General features: G+C 39.9%; 18 protein-coding genes. 9 read left to right on the top strand and 9 right to left on the bottom strand.

Translation table 11 applies throughout. From position 1 onward, the window contains the following. Positions 1–91: 91 nt before the first annotated feature. Positions 92–640, bottom strand: a complete 549-nt coding sequence (gene nudE, locus INP93_RS01865; protein WP_197544989.1) for an ADP compounds hydrolase NudE — start codon at positions 638–640, stop codon at positions 92–94. 64 nt (positions 641–704) lie between these two features. Here nudE and hslR point away from each other — a divergent pair, with 64 nt between their 5' ends. Next, positions 705–1,100: a ribosome-associated heat shock protein Hsp15 gene (hslR, locus tag INP93_RS01860; RefSeq protein WP_193451564.1), complete on the top strand. Its 396-nt coding sequence runs from the start codon at positions 705–707 to the stop codon at positions 1,098–1,100. A gap of 39 nt (positions 1,101–1,139) precedes the next feature. On the opposite strand, the gene INP93_RS01855 is transcribed toward hslR, so the two are convergent. From INP93_RS01855 to aphA, 3 genes are all read right to left on the bottom strand, one after another. Then, positions 1,140–1,697, bottom strand: a complete 558-nt coding sequence (locus INP93_RS01855; protein WP_049369894.1) for a TIGR00645 family protein — start codon at positions 1,695–1,697, stop codon at positions 1,140–1,142. 82 nt (positions 1,698–1,779) lie between these two features. Continuing rightward, entirely contained in the window at positions 1,780–3,390 is a 1,611-nt protein-coding gene (locus INP93_RS01850; protein ID WP_049373062.1) for a DNA recombination protein RmuC, read from the bottom strand. Between the two features lie 115 nt (positions 3,391–3,505). Next, entirely contained in the window at positions 3,506–4,213 is a 708-nt protein-coding gene (gene aphA, locus INP93_RS01845) for an acid phosphatase AphA (RefSeq protein WP_111327791.1), read from the bottom strand. A 220-nt stretch (positions 4,214–4,433) separates the two neighbouring features. On the opposite strand from aphA, the gene hslV reads away from it, so the two are divergent. Both hslV and hslU read left to right on the top strand, forming a co-directional pair. Next, a complete protein-coding gene (hslV, locus tag INP93_RS01840) occupies positions 4,434–4,964 on the top strand; it encodes an ATP-dependent protease subunit HslV (protein ID WP_005695137.1) in 531 nt (176 codons plus the stop codon). A gap of 9 nt (positions 4,965–4,973) precedes the next feature. Next, positions 4,974–6,308: an ATP-dependent protease ATPase subunit HslU gene (gene hslU / locus INP93_RS01835; protein WP_049356794.1), complete on the top strand. Its 1,335-nt coding sequence runs from the start codon at positions 4,974–4,976 to the stop codon at positions 6,306–6,308. A gap of 78 nt (positions 6,309–6,386) precedes the next feature. Here hslU and slyD read toward each other — a convergent pair whose 3' ends face one another. From slyD to rraB, 3 genes are all read right to left on the bottom strand, one after another. Beyond that, positions 6,387–7,025 carry a peptidylprolyl isomerase gene (gene slyD / locus INP93_RS01830; RefSeq protein WP_054418495.1) on the bottom strand — a complete coding sequence of 213 codons (639 nt, stop codon included), beginning with the start codon at positions 7,023–7,025 and terminating at the stop codon, positions 6,387–6,389. Between the two features lie 44 nt (positions 7,026–7,069). Further along, the gene (locus INP93_RS01825; RefSeq protein ID WP_193451567.1) at positions 7,070–7,783 is read right to left on the bottom strand and encodes an SIMPL domain-containing protein; all 714 of its coding nucleotides are present in this window, start codon (positions 7,781–7,783) and stop codon (positions 7,070–7,072) included. Between the two features lie 62 nt (positions 7,784–7,845). Then, a complete protein-coding gene (gene rraB, locus INP93_RS01820; RefSeq protein ID WP_049363970.1) occupies positions 7,846–8,274 on the bottom strand; it encodes a ribonuclease E inhibitor RraB in 429 nt (142 codons plus the stop codon). A 206-nt stretch (positions 8,275–8,480) separates the two neighbouring features. Here rraB and truD point away from each other — a divergent pair, with 206 nt between their 5' ends. The 6 genes from truD to proS all read left to right on the top strand — a co-directional run bounded on the left by truD (position 8,481) and on the right by proS (position 14,142). After that, positions 8,481–9,503: a tRNA pseudouridine(13) synthase TruD gene (gene truD / locus INP93_RS01815; protein ID WP_111327572.1), complete on the top strand. Its 1,023-nt coding sequence runs from the start codon at positions 8,481–8,483 to the stop codon at positions 9,501–9,503. Then, a complete protein-coding gene (gene surE / locus INP93_RS01810) occupies positions 9,503–10,243 on the top strand; it encodes a 5'/3'-nucleotidase SurE (RefSeq protein ID WP_193451568.1) in 741 nt (246 codons plus the stop codon). Before truD ends, surE begins: the two co-directional genes overlap by 1 nt. A 51-nt stretch (positions 10,244–10,294) precedes the next feature. Continuing rightward, a complete protein-coding gene (locus INP93_RS01805; RefSeq protein WP_070592694.1) occupies positions 10,295–10,870 on the top strand; it encodes a YqaA family protein in 576 nt (191 codons plus the stop codon). 16 nt (positions 10,871–10,886) lie between these two features. Next, complete coding sequence (locus INP93_RS01800) at positions 10,887–11,075, top strand: hypothetical protein (protein WP_049363974.1); 189 nt, start codon at positions 10,887–10,889, stop codon at positions 11,073–11,075. Between the two features lie 23 nt (positions 11,076–11,098). Continuing rightward, positions 11,099–12,331 carry a murein hydrolase activator NlpD gene (gene nlpD, locus INP93_RS01795; RefSeq protein WP_197544988.1) on the top strand — a complete coding sequence of 411 codons (1,233 nt, stop codon included), beginning with the start codon at positions 11,099–11,101 and terminating at the stop codon, positions 12,329–12,331. A 95-nt stretch (positions 12,332–12,426) separates the two neighbouring features. Then, a complete protein-coding gene (proS, locus tag INP93_RS01790; RefSeq protein WP_197544987.1) occupies positions 12,427–14,142 on the top strand; it encodes a proline--tRNA ligase in 1,716 nt (571 codons plus the stop codon). A gap of 64 nt (positions 14,143–14,206) precedes the next feature. Here the strand turns inward: proS and deoC are convergent, their stop codons facing one another. Further along, positions 14,207–14,881: a deoxyribose-phosphate aldolase gene (gene deoC / locus INP93_RS01785; RefSeq protein ID WP_193451571.1), complete on the bottom strand. Its 675-nt coding sequence runs from the start codon at positions 14,879–14,881 to the stop codon at positions 14,207–14,209. Positions 14,882–14,911: 30 nt separating this feature from the next. Then, positions 14,912–15,655, bottom strand: a complete 744-nt coding sequence (gene deoR / locus INP93_RS01780; RefSeq protein ID WP_193451572.1) for a DNA-binding transcriptional repressor DeoR — start codon at positions 15,653–15,655, stop codon at positions 14,912–14,914. Positions 15,656–15,664 lie beyond the last annotated feature (9 nt).

Here is a 15,664-nt window from a genome sequence, read left to right as displayed (position 1 = left end):
AATGGCGATACATTCTCAAAAAAAGAATATTTATGCAAGTTTTCTTTAAAGTTAATCGCTTGCGATTAGAATTTATCTAAATTTATTCGATTTATTTACGTTTTTTCAAAAAATCTCGCAAAGAATAAAGTGCAGCAAGATTTCTGGCCTCATTAAATTCATCACTGACCAAAAGTGCATCAAGTTGCGATAACGGATAACGCACCATTTCTAATGGTTCAGGCTCATCGCCTTCTAGTTGATTTGGATACAGATCTTCGCCTAATAAAACGTGCATTTTATGCCCCATAATTTGTGGATTGATTTTCATGGTACGTAAAAATGTCCATTTTTTTGCGCCGAAGCCAATTTCTTCCTGTAGTTCTCGATTGGCACTTTGTTCGGGCGTTTCCCCCACATCCATTCCACCTTTTACAAAGCCTAACTCATATTGTTCTGTTCCTACCGCATATTCACGAACAAGAAGTAAATCTTCGCCGTCAATCGCAATCACCATCACGGAATCTCGATTGAAAGGGCGAAAACGTTCATAAGTGCGGTCAATTCCATTAGAGAATTTGAGTTCGACAGCTTGAATTTCAAATAAACGGGATTTTGCCACGGTGGAAAGGGAGAGAATGTGTGGAAGTTGTTTTTTCATGATATTAGCCCTATTATCTTGTCATTGGCTCATCATACGCAAAGTGAGAGAAATAGGAAGAGTTATGGTTGAAAATAACGAAGTACGATTAGATAAATGGCTCTGGGCAGCACGTTTTTATAAAACCCGTAGCATTGCGAAAGCGATGATTGAAGGGGGCAAAGTCCATTACAACGGTCAGCGTGCCAAAGTAAGTAAAAATGTAGAAATCGGAGCGATGATTAAACTTCGCCAAGGCAACGATGAAAAAGAAATTGAAGTGATTGCGTTGAGCGATCAACGTCGTGGTGCACCTGAGGCTCAACTGCTTTACCAAGAAACAGCACAGAGTGTGAAAAAACGGGAAGAAATGGCGTGGGCAAGAAAAAATAATGCCCTTTCGATGCCACATCCTGATCGTCGTCCAAATAAAAAAGAACGTCGAGATTTATTGAAATTTAAACATCAAGATGAGTTTTAGAAAACAAAAGTGCGGTCAATTTTGACCGCACTTTGTGTATTAATGGTTTTTGTGGCTTGTACTGTAGAGAATTTTGTCGGTATAAGCCATTGCAATCGCTGAAATCAAGAAAGAAAAATGAATAATCACTTCCCACATAATCGTTTTTTCAGAAATTTTTGAGGCATTCACAAAGGTTTGCAATAAGTGAATAGACGAAATGCTGATAATTGACATAGAAAGTTTCACTTTCAGCACTGTTGCATTCACATGGCTCATCCATTCAGGTTGATCCGGATGGTTTTTCGTGCGTAGTTTTGAAACAAAAATCTCGTATCCGCCTAATGTCACCATCACCAATAAGTTCGCAATCATCACCACATCAATGAGATTGAGGACGGCGAGCATAATGGTGTCTGCATCCATTTCATTAACATTGGTGATGAGATACCACAAGTTTTTCATAAACTTGTAGGCATAGATGCCTTGCACGACAATTAAACCTAAGTAAATAGGCACTTGTAACCAACGGCTTGCAAAAATTGTTTTGCTTAGAAAACTGGTTTGTTCGTTATATTTTGCACATGGATCCGTGATTTCTTTTTGTTCCGTTGTCATAAAATTCCCCACAAATAAAAAATTCAAATAAAAAAGCGGCAAGAAAATAGCCGCTTTTAAAGAAAAATTCAACAGGTATGTTTTATTTTACCCCGTTCTCGGTAGTGATAAGGGATAGGCGCGTTAAATCCACGTCATTATTGAGCAATTCAACGTTTGGCATGCTCTTGTTAGCCTTCGCTGACAAGTCTTTAAATCGCTCGACTTTCCCCACTAAACCCTGTTGCCCCACAAGAGCGGTAACAGTACTGTTATATTGATTGCTCACGGTGGAAAGGGTATTGCCCAGTTTGCTCAAGCGTTCTGCTACCAAGCAAATCTGGTTGTAAATTTCGCCTGCTTTTTCTGCGATTTCTTTAGCCTCAGCATTACCTCGTTCGATACGCCATAAATTTGCCACCGTGCGTAAAATTGGCATTAAGGTCGTGTGCGACACCATAATGACATTTTTCTCGTAGCCATAGTTAAACAGACTTGGGTCTAATTTTAAGGCTTCAATATAAGCGGGTTCCACAGCGATGAACATCAAGACAAAATTAGGGCTACGCATGCCAATCAAATTGCTGTAATCCTTGCGGTGCAAGTCATCAATGTGATTTTTCAACGCTTTAATATGCTCCCTTAGTAAACGCTCACGTTCAAATTCATCCTCAGAATTGACCGCACTTTCGTAAGCATTTAATGACATTTTGCTATCAATGATGATATTTTTCTCATCGGGCAGATTCAGTACAAAATCAGGATAGTTTCGTCCGCCTTGCTCATCTTTAAAATGGGCCTGTGCACTGTAATGCAAGTTCTCAATTAAACCAGCCAACTGAAGTGCGCGCTCAAGTTGTACTTCTCCCCAGTTGCCTAAGGTTTTCTTTTCACCTTTTAGTGCAGAGGTTAAATTATTGGCTTCTTTCGACATGTTTAAGCCAATTTCCAACACCTTTTTGATTTCCGCTTCTAAACCCGCATTGCCTTTTACTGATTCCGAATGGATTTCATTGACTCGTTTTTGAAAGCCTTCGATTTGTTCACGGAAGGGCTTCAACAAGGTTTCCAATGCCGTCTGATTGGTTTGATTAAAGGATTGGCTTTTTTCTTCCAAAATGCGGTTGGCCAGATTTTGGAACTCTACGCCAAGCTGTTGTTTGGATTGTTCAATATGCTGTTGCTGTTCAGCAAAATGCTTTTCTTTTTCGGAAAGCGTGGTTTTGAGCTCTGTTAATTCCTGTGAAAGTGCGGTCAATTTTTCCTGCGTTTTTTGCTGCTCTTGTTCTTTTCTAAGTAGATTTTCCTGAGCTTGTTGTAATTGACCTTGCAAGCTTTCGGCTTGTGCAGATGCTATCCCAAAACGTTCTTTTAATGCGGTGATTTGCCCGCCAATTTGATCGTGACGGAGTTGCTCTTCATCTAATTCTTTTTCTAAATATTGGATTTTTTCATCACGTTCATTAAGGCGAGTTTGCAAACCTTCTGCATGAGTTTGCGCTTTAACGGCTTGTTGTTCTAATTGATTTTTGACCGCACTTAAAGAATCAAAACGCTCCGCTAATTGATTGTAATCTTCGATAGTTTTATTGAGATCTTGTTGTAATTCTTGCGTATCTCGTTTGCTGCGGCTTAATAGAAAAAGCATCACAATACTGATAAAAACCAGCACGGCAATGATGATTAAATATTGATTAGACGTGAGTTCTGACATAAATAGGCTCCTGAAAACAGAAAAATTTTAGCATATTCCCAGAAACTTTTTAAAAATTAAGATGGTTAATTAGATAAGAAAAGTGCGGTCAAAATAACCGCACTTTTTAGGAAGATTAGTAATTTGAGTTAATCAATACTTCTTCACCGTAGCCACCAAGGGTTGGCATTGGTTGGTAAGTAGAGTTTGCTGCACGCATTAAACGAATACCACGAACACCTGCTTCTTTTGCTGCGAGTATATCGTCATCGCTGTCTCCATAGTGAATACTCACTTTGTGGTCAATAATACCCGGTGTTTTGTTATATTTAGTTGGAAGTTTGCGACCGCCCATGAATTCTACAGGGTGCATATCTTTAATATTAAAGGCTTTTTGTAGCACAGGTGTCACACCATCTTTATCGCCCGCTGTACGACCTGTGATGAAATAAATTTGGTCACCACGTGCTTGGTGCATATTAATTAAATCCACCGCAATTTGTTTTGGAATGGAATATTGGTCACAACCCGCATTCACTTCATTCCAGAAATCTTGATTTTTTAAGTAATCATTTTTACCTGGTGAGTATTTTTCTTGGCCGTGGTAGAAACAAGGGCTACTGAAAAGTACAGTATCATCAATGTCGAAGCTCACATTAATTGGTGCTTTGCCTTCTAATTCTTTTTTCAACTGCTCAACAGAGATCCAGTGAATCGGTTTTTGCTCTGTCATTTCACGAGCATTCGTACCTTGTTCAGTGTAAGGTTCTTTGTTTGATGCAAAAGTAGAGGCTGCGCTTGCCGCTAAAATTGCAATGGCAGAAAGTTTAAGTAAATTTTTCATGTTTTCCTCATTAAGTAGTTTGTTTTATTTGTAACAAATCATATTCCTTTAAAATAAAGGTGTGAAATAATAGCAATCGTTTGCTATTTAAAAAAGTGATCTTTGTCACATTTTTTAAAACTGATTGTCTAATAAAGCATCAAAGAAAAATTTTCCCTTGAATTTGGTGGAATCGATCGCCATATAACGAGTAACTTTTCTTAAAAGAAGGATTAAAAGAATGACAACAATTGTAAGCGTACGTCGTAATGGCCAAGTGGTTGTTGGGGGCGATGGACAGGTTTCATTAGGCAACACAGTGATGAAAGGGAATGCCCGTAAAGTGCGCCGTTTATATAATGGCAAAGTTTTAGCCGGTTTCGCAGGTGGTACAGCCGATGCGTTCACCTTATTTGAATTATTTGAGCGTAAATTAGAAATGCATCAAGGACATTTGTTAAAAGCTGCGGTGGAATTAGCCAAAGATTGGCGAACCGATCGTGCGTTACGCAAGTTAGAAGCGATGCTGATTGTGGCGGATGAAAAAGAAAGTTTAATCATTACCGGTATTGGTGATGTGGTGCAGCCAGAAGCCGATCAGATTTTAGCCATTGGTTCAGGCGGTAATTATGCATTATCGGCAGCCCGTGCGTTGGTAGAAAATACCGATTTATCAGCTCGTGAAATTGTAGAAAAATCTTTAAAAATTGCGGGTGATATTTGCGTGTTCACCAATACGAATTTCACTATCGAAGAATTACCGAATAAATAAGGAAAAATTATGTCTGAAATGACCCCTCGTGAAATTGTTTCCGAATTAGATCAACATATTATCGGCCAAAAAGAGGCGAAAAGAGCGGTTGCGATCGCGTTGCGTAACCGTTGGAGAAGAATGCAGTTGCAAGAGCCACTTCGCCATGAAGTTACCCCTAAAAATATTTTAATGATTGGACCAACAGGTGTGGGTAAAACCGAGATTGCGCGTCGTCTTGCAAAATTAGCCAATGCACCTTTCATTAAAGTGGAAGCAACCAAGTTCACCGAAGTGGGCTATGTGGGGAAAGAAGTAGATTCCATTATCCGTGATTTAACGGACAGTGCGATGAAATTAGTTCGCCAACAAGAAATTGCGAAAAATCGTGCGAAAGCAGAAGATGCGGCGGAAGATCGTATTTTAGATGCATTACTACCACCACCAAAAAATCAATGGGGTGAAGTGGAAAACCACGATACTAATAGCAGTACTCGCCAAGCGTTCCGTAAAAAATTACGTGAAGGTCAATTAGACGATAAAGAAATCGAAATTGATGTGTCTGCGGGCGTGTCAATGGGCGTAGAAATCATGGCGCCTCCAGGTATGGAAGAAATGACCAATCAGTTGCAATCCATGTTCCAAAGTTTAGGTTCGGATAAAACCAAAAAACGCAAAATGAAAATTAAGGATGCGTTAAAAACCTTAATTGATGATGAAGCAGCCAAATTGATCAATCCAGAGGAATTGAAACAAAAAGCTATCGATGCAGTTGAGCAAAACGGTATCGTGTTTATTGATGAGATCGATAAGATCTGTAAAAAAGGCGAATACAGTGGTGCCGATGTCTCTCGTGAAGGCGTGCAACGAGACTTATTGCCATTAGTGGAAGGTTCGACGGTTAATACTAAACACGGTATGGTGAAAACTGATCATATTCTCTTTATTGCTTCAGGGGCATTCCAAGTGGCGCGTCCATCAGATTTAATCCCTGAATTGCAAGGTCGTTTGCCGATTCGTGTTGAATTGTCTGCATTAACGGCAGAAGACTTTGAGCGTATTCTAACTGAGCCAAATGCGTCTTTAACAGAGCAATATAAAGCGCTTATGGCGACAGAAGGCGTGAGCATTGAGTTTACACAAGATGCAATCAAGAAAATTGCCGAAGCCGCTTTCCGTGTGAATGAGAAAACGGAGAATATCGGTGCAAGACGTTTACATACCGTTATGGAACGTTTAATGGATAAAATCTCATTTGATGCGAGTGAAATGGATGGTCAAACCGTGAATATCGATGCCGCTTATGTGATTGATGCTTTAGGCGAAGTGATTGAGAATGAAGATTTAAGTCGATTTATTCTGTAATGAAAGTTTAGATAAAGAAAAAGTGCGGTTATTTTTAACCGCACTTTTTTTGTCTCTAGTTTTATTTCTAGATTAAGATTAGTGACCACCGCAACCACAGCCGCCATGACCGTGTCCGTGATCATGATCGTGTTTATGACCACCGCCACAGCAACCGCCGTGTCCATGATCGTGATCATGGTGATGATGACCATGACCGCCACAACCGCAGCCGTGGCCACCTTCATCATCGTGATGATGGTGATGATCGTGTTCACCATGCACGTGACCGTGAGCAATTTCTTCTAATGTTGCTTCACGAGTACCAACAACTTCAACAGTGAAGTGTAGTTCTTGACCCGCTAACATATGGTTACCATCAACCACTACTTCATCGCCATCCACTTCCGTGATCACAACTGGAACAGGGCCGATATCTGTATCTGCTAAGAAACGCATACCAACCACTACTTCATCAACGCCTTGGAATACTTCTTTTGGTACACGTTGAACCATGTTTTCATTGTATTCGCCGTAGCCTTCTTCAGGTTGAACACGCACTTCAAATTTGTCGCCAACTTCTTTACCTTCTAAGGCATTTTCAAGCCCAATGATTAAGTTATTGTGGCCTTGTAAATATTCTAATGGTTGATTTGCTGGTGCTTCATCAACTAATACACCGTCTTGAGTACGTACTTGGTAAGCAATACTCACAACCGTATTTTTTGCTACTTTCATATTGTTTTCCTTATTAAAAAAATCGTCGTTCATTGTATAGAAAATTATTCTTTAAGCAATGCAATTCGCGCATTCACACTGACTTTAATTTTCTCTTTGCCACTTTGAGTGTAAGTTTCATCTTTTTCATCCGAGTAAGAGAAACTTTTTGCCATCATTGCCCCTGCGGCATAAGGGCGGAAATCATTCGCTGAATCATTGGCAGAAGACACGTCAAGGCTTTGTGTGTGATAACCTTTCATCTGCAAAGATTCTTGAATTAATAGGGCTTTATCTTTAACTTTCGCTAAAGCTTCTTTGGTTAATTCTTTTTCTAAGCTATTTAATTTCTCACGTGAAACAGACGCACTTACGCGATCAATGGCTAATACGCCATCTAATTCATGTACTAAGGTTGATAACGCTTGAGAATCTTTACTTTCCAAAGTTAATTCTGCACGCGCAATCCAACCTTGCTGTTTGCCTTTATTGTCATAGCGAATCCAGGTATTACGAGAATTGTCCTTAATTTCAACCGCACTTTGTGCTTTTGCCAACTCAATGGCTTTATTCATTTTTTCCGCCATGGTTTTATTGAGCGCGGATAAATCATTGCCTTCCGCTTGGTAAAAAAGGGAGACTTGCAATAAATCACGTTCTACTTCTTTTTCTGCTTCAACACTAAAGCTGATATCCGTTGGTTGATGAGATATGGGGTCTGCAGCAAAAGAAGCGATAGGCAAGGCAAGTAATGCTAAAGAAAGCGCTTTGAGTTTCATTGTTTCATTCCTATTTGGGTAAGATAAAAATTAAGGGCGGTTTAACACGCCCTTTGTTATTATTAATGTAAACGTTCGTTGTCGTCTTCGACATCTTCATCGTCAAAAAATTCGCCGTCATCACCGTATTCATCGTCCTCGGCATTTGGATCTTCAAAATACGTGCCCCAGCCATCATAAATGCCTTTATATTTTTCGACTAATGGTAAAATTTCTTTTTGTTGTGCATCGATAATTTCAGGTTTTAATTCCACTTCACTGATGATGTCAAAACAGAAAATGACCTTGCCATTTTCATCTTCAAATTCTTCTGCTTCTGACACTTCATAGCCCGCTTTGAAAGCATCCACGGCAATTTTTTCTAAGGTATCAAAATCATAATGGGCGATGTGATGTTCGATAATATAAAGGGCATCCGGATCGCTGCCATCATTTAATAAGTCCGTAATGATTTCACGGGTTTCTTCTTGAAGTTCGTTAAAGTTCGTCATAAGGCATTCCTTTTGTCAGAAAAAGTGCGGTCATTGTAGGGGATAAAGATGAAAATGTCGCTAAAAATTTATTCTCATTTCAGTTTGCCTTGAAGGGGCGGAAAGGTTAAAATTCTGCGCGAATAAATTGTGCTTAACATGCCCAGCTGATCACGCTATTTATTGCAGCGAAAAAAGTTGGGCTTTCTTATTTTAGAACGAAAAAAATGGTCAAACATCTCCCTTATTTCACCTTAAAAACACCGCCAAAAACAACCGCACTTTTAAAGCAAGAGTTCGCTGATTTTATTGTGAAAGAAGATCTGGGCTATGAAATGTCAGGCGAAGGCGAATTTGTGGCGGTAAAAATCCGTAAAACAGATTGTAATACGTTGTTTGTGGGCGAAAAACTCGCGAAGTTTGCGGGTATCTCTGATCGAAATATGGGGTATGCCGGTTTGAAAGATCGCCATGGTATTACAGAACAATGGTTTTGTTTGCAAATGCCAGGTAAAGAAACGCCAGATTTTAGCCAATTTCAATTGGAAGGTGTCGAGATTTTAGAAGTGACTCGCCACAATCGTAAAATTCGCACGGGCAGTCTTCAAGGAAATGCTTTTGAGATTTTATTGCGTGGCGCAAAAGAAAGTGATGAATTAAATGAGCGCTTAAATTTTGTGGCGAAATACGGTTTCCCTAACTACTTTACCGAACAACGTTTTGGGCGTGATGGCCATAATCTGACTCAAGCGATTCGTTGGGCGAAAGGGGAGATTAAGGTTAAAGATCGTAAAAAACGCAGTTTTTACCTTTCAGCGGCTCGTAGCGAAATTTTTAATTTAGTTGTAGCAGAACGAATTGAACAAAATGTGGCAGATCAGGTTCTAAGAGACGATATTGTGCAATTAAACGGATCGCATAGTTGGTTTAAGGCTGATGAAAATGAAGATTTAGCGGTTTTACAGCAACGTTTGAACGAACAAGATATTTTGCTGACCGCGCCTTTAATTGGCGAAGAAAATTTATCTGCAAGTGCGGTCGAAAATCAGGTGGTTTTAGAACATCAGGTTTTCCAAGAATTAATGAAACAAGAACGAATGAAAGCCGCTCGCCGCCCTTTATTAATGCAGGCAAAAGATTTCCATTGGACGTTTGTTGAAGAGGGATTGAAGCTCTCATTTTATTTGCCAGCAGGGAGTTATGCCACTGCATTGGTGCGAGAGTTAGTGAATATTAAGGAAGAAGAATAATGCGAATTTTAGTCAGCAATGATGACGGTTTTCACGCCGAAGGGATTCAAGTTTTAGCAAAAGAATTACGAAAAATTGCCGATGTGGTAATTGTTGCACCCGATCGTAATCGTAGCGCGGCATCAAGCTCATTAACGCTTGTTGAGCCACTTCGCCCGCGTCATTTAGATAGTGGTGATTATTGCGTAAATGGCACGCCGGCTGATTGTGTGCATTTGGCATTAAACGGTTTTTTATCTGGACAAGTCGATCTCGTAGTATCTGGTATTAATGCAGGTTGTAACATGGGTGATGATACCTTATATTCAGGCACCTTGGCGGCTGCATTGGAAGGGCGTCATTTAGGGTTACCAGCTATTGCGGTATCTTTAGATGGTCGTCTGCATTATGAAACAGCGGCTCGCGTGGTGTGTGATTTGATTCCCAAATTACATCCTCAATTATTGAATAAACGCGAAGTGATCAATATCAATGTACCAGATTTACCTTACGAAGAACTTAAAGGCATTAAAGTCTGTCATTTAGGCTATCGCACATCTGCGGCCGAAGTGATTAAACAAGAAGATCCTCGAGGCGAAAATATCTATTGGATTGGTCCGTCAGGCTTGCCTGAATATGATGGTGAAGGCACCGATTTCCATGCAGTAAAAAATGGTTATGTTTCCATTACACCAATTCAAGCTGATCTTACGGCTCATCAGTCAATTGCTGCTTTACAAGATTGGCTGGAAAGTGAATAATGTGCCATTTTGAAACGAATTTTCCCCATTGAAGCAATAAAGGATAAGTGAATGAATATTTTTGGTGCGATGTACGATAAAACGATGCAATGGTCAAAACATCGCTTTGCCGTGTTTTGGCTATCCTTTGTGAGTTTTATTGAGGCCATTTTCTTTCCAATTCCACCCGATGTGATGTTGATTCCAATGTCAATGTCAAAACCGAAAAGTGCGTTTCGTTTTGCGCTTTATACAGCGGTCGCTTCTGTAGTGGGGGGAATGATTGGTTATGCTATCGGCTATTATGCCTTTGATTGGGTTCAAGGTTATATTCAACAATGGGGCTACCAAGCTGCTTGGGAACAGGCTATGGCGTGGTTTAAAGAATGGGGCATTTTAGTGGTATTTGTCGCTGGTTTTAGCCCGATTCCTTACAAAGTTTTCACCATTTGCGCGGGCGTGATGCAAATGGCGTTTATCCCCTTTGTGATTACTGCATTTGTGTCGCGTTTTGCTCGTTTTATTTTAGTGGCAAAACTCGCTGCATGGGGCGGAGAAAAATTCGCCGCGAAATTACGTAAATCCATTGAAATCATTGGTTGGAGTGTCGTTGCTCTGGCTGTGATTGCTTATCTTATTTTAAAATAACAGGATGACCTTTTTTATGAATAAATTACTCTTAATTATTTCGAGTGCATTGCTGATCTCAGCTTGTACAGGAGAACCACAAAAACAAGATCCCGATGCATTACCTAATGGTATTATGCAACCCGTAGAAGGAACGGGAGCTGTTGCCGGTGGTAGCTTTATGCCGGAAATTGAAAAAAATTCGATGCCAAATCAAATGAAATAAATTTAATGTTAAAGGAAGAATAAATGAAAAAATCGTTTTTATTGCTCCCTGTGAGTATCGCTATTTTAACGGCTTGTAGTTCAAATAGCCCTGCGCCAATTGAAAATGTAGATGGCACACTTTCTCCGGGGGTAATGCAACCTGTTGATAATAATTCGAGCGGTACATGGCAGCCAGAAATTCAACAAAATACGATGCCAAATACCATGGGCAATAGCGTGCCAACGGGAACTCAAACACCACAACCAAGTTTCCAACCGACTTATCAACCGGTTCAACAACCTGCTGCAGCACAACCTAAACCAACGCCTGCTCCGGCACCAGTTCAACCGCAAACTAAAACGGTAACTAAAACGGTTTCTGATTGCACCAGCTCTGGCGCAATCAACGTGCCGCGTAATCCAAATACTAATGCACCGGATTACAGCCAAATTCAAAAAGGTTCATACAAAGGAAATACCTATAAAGTAAACAAAGGCGATACCATGTTCCTAATCGCTTACTTGACGGGTATGGACGTGAAAGATTTGGCAAGCATGAATAATATGAAAGAGCCTTATAGCTTAAGTGTGGGCCAAACGTTAAAAATTTCAAATTGTTCAACTAAAACGGTTACCACGACTGTACCAGTGAAAACTACCGCACCAGCTGCACCGGCAGTCCCTGCTGAACCAGAAGTGACTTATACACCAGGTGCAAACGGTACTCAAATTGGTTCTGATGGTACGGTAATTGGTCCAATTAAATCAGGTGTGGCAACAGGTGGCGCATCAACACCAGCGTTTACCAACAATACACCTAGCACACCGGTGACAACGACAACTCAAGTGGAAACCACAAACAATACTCCAGTTAATGCAAACGTTGTAGCACCAGTGGCATCGAATGTGGCATGGCAATGGCCAACACAAGGCAACGTGATCCAAGGTTTCTCTAACTCTGATGGTGGTAACAAAGGGATTGATATCAGTGGTTCTCGTGGACAAGCGGTTAAAGCTGCAGCGAGCGGTCGTGTTGTTTATGCGGGTAACGCATTACGTGGCTACGGAAACTTAATCATCATCAAACATAATGATGATTTCTTAAGTGCTTATGCACACAACGACAAAATCCTTGTGAGCGATCAACAAGAAGTGAAAGCGGGTCAAGAAATTGCGAAAATAGGTAGCACAGGAACCAATGCTGTGAAACTTCACTTCGAGATCCGTTATAAAGGTAAATCTGTCGATCCAGTTAGATACTTACCGAGAAGATAATCTTTTCTCTGAAAAAAGTGCGGTTAAAAATGACCGCACTTTTTGTTATACTCTCACCAATTTTTTCTCAATGCTTAGAATCTAAGGTTAATTCAATGCGTACAAGTCAATATTTATTCTCAACATTAAAAGAAACCCCAGCTGAAGCGGCCATTGTGAGCCATCAATTAATGCTTCGTGCGGGGATGATTCGTCCTCTTGCTTCAGGTCTTTATAACTGGATGCCAACTGGCTGGCGTGTGCTTCGTAAAGTAGAAAAAATCATTCGTGAAGAAATGGATAAAAGTGGCGCACTTGAAATCAAAATGCCAGTCGTGCAACCAGCAGAATTATGGGAAGAGTCAGGTCGTTGGGAACAATATGGCCCAGAATTACTACGTTTTGTGGATCGAGGAAACCGTAACTTTGTATTAGGTCCAACACATGAAGAAGTGATTACGGATTTAGTTCGTCGTGAAGTGTCATCATACAAACAACTTCCGATTAACTTATACCAAATTCAAACCAAATTCCGTGATGAAGTGCGTCCTCGTTTCGGTGTCATGCGTTCGCGTGAATTTATCATGAAAGATGCGTATTCTTTCCATGCGGATCATGCGAGCTTGCAACAAACTTATGATGTGATGTACCAAACTTATAGCAATATTTTCAATCGCTTAGGTTTAGACTTCCGTGCGGTACAAGCGGATACCGGTTCTATCGGTGGTAGTGCATCACATGAATTCCAAGTGCTAGCAAACAGTGGCGAAGATGATGTGATTTTCTCTACTGAATCTGACTACGCTGCAAACATTGAATTAGCGGAAGCGGTGGCAATTGGTGAGCGCGCAGCGCCAACAAAAGCCATGGAATTAGTTGATACGCCAAATGCAAAAACGATTGCTGAGTTGGTGGAACAATTCAATTTGCCTATTGAGAAAACGGTTAAAACCTTAATCGTAAAAGGGGCAAGCGAAGAACAACCGTTAGTGGCATTAGTCATTCGTGGTGACCATGAATTAAATGAAATTAAAGCGGAAAAATTACCTGAAGTGGCTTCACCATTTGAGTTTGCAGACGAAGCTGTTATCAAAGCAAAAATTGGTGCAGGTGTTGGTTCATTAGGCCCTGTTAATCTCAATATTCCAGTGATTATTGACCGTTCAGTAGCATTAGTGTCTGATTTCAGTGCAGGTGCAAACATTGATGGTAAACATTACTTCAATATCAACTGGGAACGTGATGTAGCTTTACCAAAAGTGGCGGATATTCGTAACGTGGTTGAAGGTGATCCAAGCCCAGATGGTAAAGGTACCTTATTGATTAAACGTGGTATCGAAGTAGGCCACATTTTCCAATTAGGTAAAAAATACTCAGAAGCGATGAATGCGACTGTTCAAGGTGAAGATGGTCGTCCAATGGTCGTAACCATGGGATGTTACGGTATTGGTGTAACGCGTGTGGTGGCTGCGGCGATTGAACAACATTTTGATGATCGCGGTATTGTATGGCCAACAGATGAAATTGCGCCATTCACCGTAGCTGTCGTGCCTATGAATATGCATAAATCTGAAAGCGTTCAAGAATATGCCGAAGAATTGTGCCGCACTTTACAAGCACAAGGTGTAGAAGTGATCTTTGATGATCGTAAAGAACGCCCAGGTGTGATGTTTGCAGATATGGAACTTATCGGTGTGCCACATATGGTGGTGATTGGCGAGAAAAATCTCGCAAACGGCGAAATTGAATACAAAAATCGTCGTACCGGTGAAAAACAAATGATTGCAAAAGATCAGTTGTTAGATTTCTTGAAAGGACAAATTAATGCTTAATTGAGTCTTTGATGATTAAAAAGGAGATTGAAGCATACACTTCAATCTCCTTTTTTATTATTGATTAGTAATTGCTTGAGGTATTACCAGAAACACCCGTTACAATTGCAATGCCTGCGCTTGCGCCAATTCGAGTAGCTCCCGCTTTAATCATCGCTAGTGCGGTTTGAGTATCACGAATACCGCCAGAGGCTTTCACGCCAATGTTGCCTACCGTTTTCTTCATTAATGCCACATTTTCTACGGTTGCTCCACCTTTATTGAAACCCGTTGAGGTTTTAACGAATGCCACACCCAACGCTTTACAGATTTCACAGGCTTTTACGATTTCTTCTTTGGTGAGTAAGCATGTTTCCAAAATCACTTTAAGCGGTACACCATGACAAGCGGTTAATACAGCTTGAATGTCGTCTTTTACGGCATCCCATTTATTTGATTTTATTAAGCCGACATTAATTACCATATCAATTTCACCTGCACCAGCTTTGATGGCTTCTTGGGTTTCAAACGCTTTGACTGAGGATAAGTTGGCACCAAGTGGGAAACCAACAACCGTACAAATTTTGACGTTTGATCCTGCCAGTTTTTCTTTGGCTAAAGGAATATAACCTGAATTAATGCAGACTGAATAAAAACCGTACTGAATCGCTTCATCACATAGTTTAAGAATATCTTGTTCTGTTTTTTCTGCGGTGAGCGCGGTGTGATCAATATATTGTGCTAATTGTTTACTATCCATATTTTTTCTCCTTAACTTAGTCATCGGTTATTATTGATGATTATTCTTCATTATGAAATTTTTAGGTAATTCTTGATCACATATTAATAAGTCGAATTGATTTAAATCATTGATATATGCTTTTCTTACTAGTCCTATTTTCATATGATCAAATACCAATATATTCTTTTTACTTTTTTTCATTGCCATTTTTTTTACTTTTGCTTCATTATAATCAAAGCAGCTAACACCATATTCATCGCTCACACCTGCCGCAGAAATAAAGGCTTTAGTTGTAAGTATTGATTCTATTTCTGAGTTATTAATTGGAGTGAAAAAGGAGTTATGACTAGAGTATGATCCACCTGCTAGTATTACTTCACAATTACTTTTTTCTTGCAAAATTGTAAATGTATTTAGAGAACAACAAAGTGCAGTGAATTTTATATCTGATTTTATTTGTGATGCAATAAAAGGGATTGTTGAACCACAATCAAAAAAAATAACATCCCCATTTTCAACAAGTTCTGCTGCCGCTTTACCTATAGTCATTTTCTCCTTTAAATTCTTATTTTCTTGTTCAAAAATCAGATAGTTAGCCTCATGATGGTTTTGAGGGGCTTTGACTATGTGACCACCTAGTAGAATTAAAGGGCATCCTTCAGTACTTAAATCTCTTCTTAAAGTCATTTCAGATACACTTAGTATATTGGCGGCATCTCTTAATTTTATAGAGCTCATTGTTCTGAGTATAAATTCTAAGCTTTTTATTCTTGAATTGTTTTTTCTGTCCATGGTGATATG

The sequence above is a fragment of the Haemophilus parainfluenzae genome (genome assembly GCF_014931415.1).
Taxonomy (GTDB): domain Bacteria; phylum Pseudomonadota; class Gammaproteobacteria; order Enterobacterales; family Pasteurellaceae; genus Haemophilus_D; species Haemophilus_D parainfluenzae_AF.
Note: the sequence above shows the minus strand (reverse complement) of the source record. Positions and strands in the feature narration are given on the sequence as shown.